Raw genomic sequence first — 8277 nt, 5'->3', positions numbered from 1 at the left:
GCTCCGTCGCAGGTCAAAGCCATACACCCAGGTCAGGCGAAACGCCGTCTAGCGACCCGATCGATCGACAAGATCTTCTGGGAGACCAAGAAGGCTTGATCTATGGCTAGGCCGTTTGACCTGCGGTTTCGCGGGTCGCATCGCCTACCTGTCCGCACCCGGTCCGCAGGCCGCCGAGAACGGCGTCCATGACGGTCCGGGTGCGGTCTTCTTCCCCTGGACCTGCAGGTCATGGGTCGCCATGGGGATTCAACGGCAAAGCTTCAAGATGGTGTCGTCGAAGTCGGGAAACTGGGGAGCCCAATCAGGCTCGGGCTCGTAGGCAGTGGCTGCTTCCCATGGGCCGAAGCCGTCAGCCAGCAACCACAGGAAAGCACCCAGGTCGCGGGCGACGACGCCCTGTCTCTCCTTCGGAGCCCAGTCGCCGTTGCCTGTCCACGCACGGAACCATTCAGTGGTCTCATCGGCAGTCAGGAAGGACCCGTAGGGTTCGAAGTCGACACCGTCCTCAACGCGGGACGGCTCAGCGCTTCCGGTCGTAGGTCCGTACCACGACGCCGTTGCCGAACGTGCGCACCGACCCCGTCACGAACTCGGAGACCTCGAAGCCCGAGGCGAACATCGGCATGCCGGTGCCCAGCAGAACCGGGTACGTCTTGATGACCAGCTCGTCGACCTCGTCGACCAGCTCTCCGGCGACGGCCGCTCCGCCGCACAGGTAGATGTCCAGGTCGCTCTCCTCCGCCTTCAGTTCGCGGACCCTGCCGACCAGGTCCGTCGAGACGATCTCGACGTTGGGGTCGGGCGACTCCGTGAGCGTGCGCGAGGCGACGAGCTCGCGCATGTGGGCGTAGGGGCTGGTGATGCCCTCCTTCAGCGCCAGGTCGTAGCTGCCCCGGCCCTGGACGACCGTGTCGAACCGCTTGTTCGGCAGGTCGTCGATGCCGCGCTGCCGCCGGCCGAACGTCGGCACCGTCTCCGGGTACTCCGCCTTCAGGAACGCGAAGAACTCCTCGTCGACGAACGGGTACATGAACGACGCGTCACCGTCCGGGCCGCCGATGAAGCCGTCGATCGAGCAGGCGATGAAGTACGTGAGCTTACGCAAACCGGTCTCCTTCGTCTTGGCCATGACTTGACCACTACGATCAGAGTACTCCAGTTGTAGTTGTCCGGTCAGTCGATTATTTCGCCCCGCGGCTCGCGCCACATCGGCCACATCAGGGGGCCGTCGGGGAGGTGGAGGGCCTGGCCGGTGAACTCGAAGCCCAGGCGCTCGTACAGCACCCGGCCGCGGGCGCTGCTCGCCTCCAGGTAGGCGGGCGTCCCCTCGCTGTCGCAGCGGTCGAGGACCGCCGCCATCAGCGCGGTGCCCAGCCCCTCGCCCTGCCGTCCGGGGGCCACGCCGATCATCCACAGGTACTCGTGGGCCCGGCCGCTGGGGTGGATGCCCTCGGTCAGCCGGGCTATCAGCTCGACGCGCTCGTTGTCCGGGTCGACGGCCTCGCGCACCAGGACGGGGATGTCCTCGGCGGGCTCCTCGGTGGACTCCTCGGGCGCCTGTTCGTCCGCGGGTACGGGCAGCCACAGTGCGCAGGCCGCGCCGTCCTCGGTGAGATCGATGCGACCGTCGGCGAGCACGGCGTCGGTGAAGACGGCCATCAGCCGGTGATGGGTCAGCCGGCGGTACTCCGCGTCGGGAAAGACCCAACTGCTCACCGGATCGTCCTGGAAGGCCTCGTCCAGCAGCCGGACGACCCGCTCCCGGTCGCCCTCCCCCGCCGTCCGGATCACCACGCCCATAACCCGCCCCGTTCCTTCGGCTCAACGTCGCTCGTGTGTACGGCGGTTGAGCCTATCCGGTGAGCCTCACACGCCGGCCGGACACGGACAGGGGGCGGGCCCCGCACACCGTGGGGAAGTGCGGGACCCGCCGGACCGGAGCCGTCGGCGGTGCGGCCGTACGTCGGGTCAGGTGCCGTACGGCCCTGCACGGGCTCCGGGGTCTTGCGCGGCCGACCGGGGCGGCCGGGTGGTGCGCCGGGCGGCCGTCAGGTGGCCGTCAGGTGGTGCGCCGGGTCACGAACTCGGCCAGCGCGAGCAGTCCGCCCGCCGACTCCGGGTCCGGCACGGCACGGGCCAGTTCCTGCATCGCCCGGGCCATCCGGTCGGCCGCCTGGGCCTGCGCCCAGTCCCGGCCGCCGGCCCGCTCCACGGCCAGGGCGGTGCGCTCCAGGTCCTCCTTGTCCTCGTCGTACGGTGCCGCGTACAGCGTGGCGAGTTCGGCGGCGGCGGGGGTGCCGGAGGTGAGGGCGGCGACCACCGGCAGCGACTTCTTGCGGACGGCCAGGTCCGCGCCGGCCGGCTTGCCGGTGTGGCGCGGGTCGCCCCATATGCCGATGACGTCGTCGATGATCTGGAAGGCCAGCCCGGCCTGCCGGCCGAATGCGTCCAGCGCCTCGACGTCCTCGTCGGCGGCACCGGCGTACAGCCCGCCGAGCGCGCAGGCGCATCCCAGCAGGGCGCCCGTCTTGGCCTCGGCCATGGCGAGCGTCTCGTCGAGGGTGACCTCGTAGGGCGCGCGCCGCTCCATCGCCGTGTCCGTGTGCTGGCCCTCGCACAGTTCCATGACGCAGTCGGCCAGCCGGATGGCCGCCGCCGCGGACGCCGGATGCGGGTCCGCGGCGAGCAGCCGCAGGCCGAGCGCCTGAACGGCGTCCCCCGTGAGGATGGCGTCGGCGTCGCCGAACACGGTCCAGGCGGTGGGCCGGTGGCGCCGGGTGGTGTCCCGGTCCATCACGTCGTCGTGCAGCAGTGTGAAGTTGTGGACCAGCTCCACCGCGGCGGCGGCCCGGACCGCCGCCGCCCGGGCCGCGGGCCCGCCGAGCGCGGCGGCCGCGGTGAGGACGAGTGCGGGGCGGATCGCCTTGCCCGCGTTGCCCTCCGCGGGCGTGCCGTCCGCGTGCTGCCAGCCGCAGTGGTAGAGCGCGACCCGGCGCATCATCGGAGGCAATGCGGCGATGGCGGAGCGCAGTTCGGGGTCGACCGACGCCCGGGACTCGCGCAGGAGCGCCGCCGCCTCCTGCCCCTCGGACACCGGCGGCCCGGGTCCGTCGGCCGGGGTTACCGGCTCGTCGGTGCGCTGTGTGCCGATGGGCCCGTGCCCTTCAGGCGCTCCGGTGGGACCGCGGGTCGCGGTGGCGCCGCACCCGGTCTCCGTCATGGACTCACCTCCCCCATGGGCCCGCTCCCGTACCCCCGGGGTGTACCCGCCCGGGAGGGCGGGGACACCGCGTCGGGCGGACTGGCGTCACTGCCAGCGGCCGATCTCGACGTTCTCCAGGACGCCCAGCGCGTCCGGCACCAGGACCGCGGCCGAGTAGTAGGCCGTGACCAGGTATTTGATGACGGCCTGCTCATTGATGCCCATGAAGCGCACCGACAGACTCGGCTCGATCTCGTCCGGGATACCGGTGGCCCGCAGCCCGATGACGCCCTGCTCCTGCTCGCCGGTACGCATCGCGATGATCGAGGTCGTACGGGCCTCGGTGACCGGGATCTTGTTGCACGGGTAGATCGGCACCCCGCGCCAGGTCGGGATGCGGTTGCCGGCGACGTCGATCGTCTCGGGGACCAGTCCGCGCCGGTTGAGCTCCCGGCCGATCGCGGCGATCGCACGCGGGTGGGCGAGCAGCAGCTTGGTGCCCCTGCGGCGGCTCAGCAGCTCGTCCAGGTCGTCCGGTCCCGGCACGCCGTCGTGGGGCTGGATCCGCTGGTCGTACTCGCAGTTGTGCAGCAGGCCGAACTCGCGGTTGTTGACCAGCTCGTGCTCCTGGCGCTCCTTCAGCGCCTCGACCGTCAGCCGGATCTGCTGCTCCGTCTGGTTCATCGGCTGGTTGTACAGGTCGGCCACGCGCGAGTGGATGCGCAGCACGGTCTGGGCGACGCTCAGTTCGTACTCACGCGGCCGGGCCTCGTAGTCGACGAAGGTGTGCGGGATGTCCGGCTCGCCGCTGTGACCGGCGGAGAGGTCGATCGCCTTCTCGCCGTGCTTGTTGGTGTTCTGCTCCGGGAGCGAGCGCTGCTCCTCCAGGTGCGCGCTCAGGGACTCGGCGCGCTCCGCGACCTGGTCCACCTCCTGGCGGGGCAGCACCAGCACGGTGCAGGCGGTGACCGTGCGGGCGGTGTACTCCCAGATGGCGTCCGCGTCGAGCAGTGCCTGGTCGCCGAAGTAGGCGCCGTCGGCGAGGACACCGAGCACCGCGTCGTCACCGTAGGGACCGGTGCCGATCTTCTCGACCTTGCCGTGCGCCAGCAGGTACACCTCGTCGGCCCGGCCGCCGAACGAGGCGATCACCTCGCCGGGGCCGAACTCCCGCTGCTCACAGCGCTGCGCGAGTTCCGACAGGACCTCGTCGCCCTCGTACGACCGCAGCGCCGGCAGCTCGCCCAGCTCCGCGGGGACGACCTCGACGCGGTCGCCGGTCTTCACGAACGTCACGCGGCCGTCGCCGACGGCGAAGGTCAGACGCCGGTTCACCCGGTACGTGCCGCCCTGGATGTCCGCCCAGGGGAGCGAGCGCAGCAGCCAGCGCGAGCTGATCTCCTGCATCTGAGGAACGGACTTGGTCGTGGTGGCCAGGTTCCGCGCGGCCGCCGTGCCGAGGCTCTGCTGCGGCCTGGTCTGCTCGGTGCGGACCTCTTCGCCTACCGACATAAGGAATTGCCCTCCCGGTCGTGCCGGACGGCTGCGCCCGGCATCGATGTGCGTGGACCAGCCTTCCTCACGGAGCGTGCCGGTGCTATTACACGAAAGAGCGGGAATGGATCACCGGAAGCCGGGGCAGATATGGGAGCTTGTTCGTGGTCTCGGCGTCTTGTCCGGCCCTGTTCAACGCGATGGGCCGGGACAAGATTGTCCGAAAACGCTCGCACGCGCGCCGAACAAGCAATAGCGGGAGCTCCGTTTCGGTACAAGCACGGTACGAGGCGATCGCGCCCGGCGGCCGTCACACAGCGTGAAGGAGTCGGCCGTGGCCTCACCCATGTCCGCGAGTAGCTTCCTCAAGGCACTGAAGGCGGAAGGGCTCGCCGTCGTCGAGGTCGGCGACTGGCGCAGCCACAACCGCAACCACAAGGGCCCCTGGGGGCCCGTGAACGGTGTGATGATCCACCACACGGTCACGAAGGGCAGCGCGCGGACGGTGGACCTCTGCCGCAGGGGCTACGAGGGCCTGCCCGGCCCCCTGTGCCACGGGGTCATCACGAAGGACGGCCGGGTCCATCTGGTCGGGTACGGCCGGGCCAACCACGCCGGGCTCGGCGACGACGACGTCCTGCGCGCGGTGATCGCCGAGAGGGCGCTGCCGAAGGACAACGAGGCGAACACCGACGGCAACCGGCACTTCTACGGATTCGAGTGCGAGAACCTGGGCGACGGCGACGACCCCTGGCCGGCGGCGCAGCTGGAGGCGATCGAGCGGGCCGCCGCCGCGGTCTGCCGCCATCACGGGTGGAACGAACGCTCCGTGATCGGGCACCTGGAGTGGCAGCCCGGGAAGGTGGACCCGCGCGGGTTCACGATGGCGTCCATGCGGGGACGGATCCGGGACCGGCTGAAGTGACGTGGCCGCCGCGCGTGCGGTGCGACACACGCGGCGGCACGACCCGCGCGACGGCGTGACAATGGCTCGGTGACCGGCACCGACACCTCCGACCTCGCCGCCCTCGGCCCCTGCCTGCCGTCACCCTGCCAGGAGATCGTCGACGGGCGGTTCGAGCGGCACGGCGTCCGGCTGCTGCTGAAGCGGGACGACCAGATCCACCCCGACCTGGTCGGCAACAAATGGCGCAAGCTCGCGCCGAATCTCGCCACCGCGCGGGGCCGCACCGTCGTCACGTTCGGCGGCGCCTACTCCAACCACCTGCGCGCGACGGCCGCCGCCGGCCGGCTGCTCGGCCTGTCCACGGTGGGCGTGGTGCGCGGTCAGGAACTGGCCGGGCGGCCGCTCAACCCCTCCCTGGCCCGGTGCGTGGCCGACGGCATGCGGCTGCACTTCGTCGACCGCTCGACGTACCGCCGCAAGAGCGAGCCGGAGACCCTGGCCGCGCTGCTGCGCGCGGTGGACGCCGAGGACGCGGTCGTCGTCCCCGAGGGCGGCAGCAGCCCGTCGGCCGTCCGCGGCTGCCGGGCTCTCGGCGAGGAGCTGGGCGGACGCGCCGACGTGGCCGCCGTCGCGTGCGGCACCGGTGGCACGCTCGCCGGTCTGGCCGCGGGACTGCCCCGGGGCCGGCGGACGCTGGGGATACCCGTGCTCAAGGGCGGCTTCCTGGCCGACGACATACGGCTGCTCCAGGACCGTGCGTTCGGCGGACCGCGCGGCGACTGGAGCCTCGACGGCCGCTTCCACTGCGGCGGCTACGCCCGCACGACGCCGGAGCTCGACTCCTTCGCCGACGACTTCGAACACCGCCACGGCCTCCCAGTGGAGCGCGTGTACGTCGCCAAGCTGCTGCACGCCCTGCTCGCCCTCGCCCAGGAGGGCGCCTTCCCGCGCGGGACGACCCTGGCCGCGGTCGTCACCGGCCGCCCGTTCCCCTGACCGGGGGGACCGGGGCCGCCCTCCCGGCCGCGCCGCCCCCGCGCCCCGCTCACGTCGCCCGCCCCCGCGACCCCGCTCACGTGGCCTCCCGGTAGGCCGCCGCCTCCTCCAGGTCCAGGCGGCGCAGCAGCGTCCGCAGCATCTCGTCGTCGATGTAACGGCCGTCCCGCAGCCGGACGAAGACGTCGCGCTCGGCGCTGATCATCTCCCGGGACAGCCGCCGGTAGGTGTCGTCGACGGTCTCGCCGGTGACCGGGTTGACCTGCCCGAGCCGCTCCCAGACGGCGTTGCGGCGGCGTTCCAGGACGGTGCGCAGGCGGTCGGCGAGCGGGCCCGGCAGGGCGTTGCGCTCGTCGGCGAGCAACTCGTCCAGGCGCCGCTCGGCCGCCCGGGAGGCCTGTGCCTGGGCGTTGGCCTCGGCGAGCGTCTCGGTCTGCACGTCGCGCGTGGGGAACTTCAGCAGCCGGATCAGCGGCGGCAGCGTGACGCCCTGGACGACCAGCGTGCCGATGACGGTGGTGAAGGTGAGGAACAGGATGAGGTTGCGCTCGGGGAAGGGATCGCCGTCGTGCACGGTGAGCGGGATGGAGAAGGCGATGGCCAGCGAGACCACGCCCCGCATCCCCGCCCAGCCGATGATGAACGGCCCCTTCCAGGAGAGGTCGCCCTCACGCGCGCGCACGCGTGCCGACAGTCGCGGCAGGAAGGACGCCGGATACACCCACACGAACCTCGCCACCGCGACCACCAGGAAGAGGGCGATGGCGTACCAGGCGGCTTCGGCGCCCTCGTACTCCCCGAGCCCCTTGAGGACGACGGGCAGCTGGAGTCCGATCAGGGCGAACACGGCCGACTCCAGCACGAACGCGACCATCTTCCACACCGCCTCCTCCTGGAGCCGGGTGGCGAAGTCGACCTCCCACGCGCGGTGGCCGAGATAGAGCGCGACGACGACCACCGCGAGCACCCCGGAGGCGTGCACCTGCTCGGCGACCGCGTAGGCGACGAACGGGATCAGCAGGGAGAGCGTGTTCTGCAGCAGCGCCTCCCGCAGATGGGTGCGCAGCCAGTGCAGCGGCACCATCAGCACCATCCCCACGCCGACGCCGCCGATCGCCGCGATCACGAACTCCAGGATCCCGCCGGCCCACGTCGCGCCCTCGCCGACCGCGGCCGCGAGCGCCACCCTGAAGGCGGTGATCGCGGTGGCGTCGTTCACCAGGGACTCGCCCTGGAGGATCGTGGTGATCCGGGAGGGCAGCCCCACGCGGCGCGCGACGGCCGTGGCGGCGACGGCGTCCGGCGGCGCGACCACCGCGCCGAGTACCAGGGCCGCCGTCAGCGGCAGACCCGGCACGATCAGGTACGCGGCGCAGCCGACGACGAAGGCCGCGAAGAGGACGTAGCCCACGGACAGCAGCGCCACCGGCCGCACCTGAGCCCGCAGGTCCAGGTAGGAACTGTCGGTGGCCGCCGTGTAGAGCAGCGGGGGCAGGAGCAGGGGCAGGACGATGTGCGGGTCGAGGGTGTAGTCGGGCACGCCCGGGACGTAGCTGACCGCCAGGCCCACCGCCACCAGCAGCAGCGGCACCGGCACCGGTACCCGCCGCCCCGCGGCGGCGACCGCGGCGCTGCCCGCCACCAGCAACAGCAGCGGCATCACGCCCATGGTCCT

At 71.8% G+C, this 8277-nt stretch carries 7 protein-coding genes; 2 read left to right on the top strand and 5 right to left on the bottom strand.

Annotated elements, in window-relative coordinates:
- Nucleotides 1-523: 523 nt before the first annotated feature.
- From ACFWR9_RS18230 to ACFWR9_RS18215, 4 genes are all read right to left on the bottom strand, one after another.
- A complete protein-coding gene (locus tag ACFWR9_RS18230; RefSeq protein WP_383842826.1) occupies nt 524-1108 on the bottom strand; it encodes a dihydrofolate reductase family protein in 585 nt (194 codons plus the stop codon).
- Between the two features lie 68 nt (nt 1109-1176).
- A complete protein-coding gene (locus tag ACFWR9_RS18225; protein WP_383842823.1) occupies nt 1177-1803 on the bottom strand; it encodes a GNAT family N-acetyltransferase in 627 nt (208 codons plus the stop codon).
- 259 nt (nt 1804-2062) lie between these two features.
- Nucleotides 2063-3223 (bottom strand): family 2 encapsulin nanocompartment cargo protein polyprenyl transferase, encoded by a 1161-nt coding sequence (locus tag ACFWR9_RS18220; protein WP_383842820.1) that lies wholly within the window; start codon nt 3221-3223, stop codon nt 2063-2065.
- Between the two features lie 87 nt (nt 3224-3310).
- Nucleotides 3311-4717 (bottom strand): family 2B encapsulin nanocompartment shell protein, encoded by a 1407-nt coding sequence (locus ACFWR9_RS18215; RefSeq protein WP_383842817.1) that lies wholly within the window; start codon nt 4715-4717, stop codon nt 3311-3313.
- A gap of 328 nt (nt 4718-5045) precedes the next feature.
- Between ACFWR9_RS18215 and ACFWR9_RS18210 the strand changes: the two genes are divergently transcribed.
- Both ACFWR9_RS18210 and ACFWR9_RS18205 read left to right on the top strand, forming a co-directional pair.
- Entirely contained in the window at nt 5046-5624 is a 579-nt protein-coding gene (locus ACFWR9_RS18210; protein WP_383842841.1) for an N-acetylmuramoyl-L-alanine amidase, read from the top strand.
- A 69-nt stretch (nt 5625-5693) separates the two neighbouring features.
- Nucleotides 5694-6602 (top strand): 1-aminocyclopropane-1-carboxylate deaminase/D-cysteine desulfhydrase, encoded by a 909-nt coding sequence (locus ACFWR9_RS18205; protein WP_383842814.1) that lies wholly within the window; start codon nt 5694-5696, stop codon nt 6600-6602.
- Between the two features lie 76 nt (nt 6603-6678).
- On the opposite strand, the gene ACFWR9_RS18200 is transcribed toward ACFWR9_RS18205, so the two are convergent.
- A complete protein-coding gene (locus ACFWR9_RS18200; RefSeq protein WP_383842811.1) occupies nt 6679-8271 on the bottom strand; it encodes a Na+/H+ antiporter in 1593 nt (530 codons plus the stop codon).
- Nucleotides 8272-8277 lie beyond the last annotated feature (6 nt).

The organism is Streptomyces sp. NPDC058534 (assembly GCF_042717365.1).
Lineage (GTDB): Bacteria > Actinomycetota > Actinomycetes > Streptomycetales > Streptomycetaceae > Streptomyces.
Note: the sequence above shows the minus strand (reverse complement) of the source record. Positions and strands in the feature narration are given on the sequence as shown.